Consider the following 714-nt stretch of genomic DNA (forward strand, 5'->3'; position numbering starts at 1 on the left):
TGATCGAGCACGTCCACCGTCTCCACCCAGACTTCCATGAAACGTGGCGCGGCAAGGCCGATGTACCAGCTGCTGTAGGGCAGCTTGGGCGGCGGATAGGGCTTGGGGCCGCTGGCACAGGCGCACAGGCTGAACAAGAAGCCGACGACCAAGATCAGGCGCTTCATTCTGGTAAGTCCGTTACCAAGAACCATAAGGAATACCGTGCTCTTTAATGTAAGCCTGGGCTTCCGGCGTCGGTGCCCGGTAATAAATGCCATTGCCATTGCGATGCGGCCCCAGGGGTTCGATCTCGGCCTGAAAACGTCCGACTTCCTTAAAGCCGAGGCATCCCGCGCCAACCCAGACCTTGACGATGCCACCGGGAGCCATACCCAAAGTGATCCTGTTGCGATAAAGCGTCACATTGGCTTGATCAGCAGCGCAAAAAACCCGCTCCGGTTTGACCATCTCATCCCGTACCCACTGCGGGATCGGAATCCGAATCTTGTAGGCTTGCGGCTCCACCAGCGATTGCCAGCGCAGGAAGATTCGTTCCGGCAGGTCGACGTTGTTCACCGGCTTCATCTTCCCTCCCCCTTTATGCCAACCTTCCGGCTGACGGGTGTAACCAGCTACACCACCGAAGACGTGAAAGAAGGGCAGCTTTCGCTGATCGAGCACGTCCACCGTCTCCACCCAGACTTCCATGAAACGTGGCGCGGCAAGGCCGAT

General features: G+C 58.3%; 1 protein-coding gene. It reads right to left on the reverse strand.

Annotated elements, in window-relative coordinates; all coding sequences use genetic code 11:
* Positions 1–180 precede the first annotated feature (180 nt).
* Positions 181–714: DUF2931 family protein (locus AC07YV_RS29875; RefSeq protein ID WP_494990408.1), on the reverse strand; the 534-nt coding region annotated here is incomplete at its 5' end.

This window comes from Pseudomonas sp. GW456-E7 (assembly GCF_059424105.1).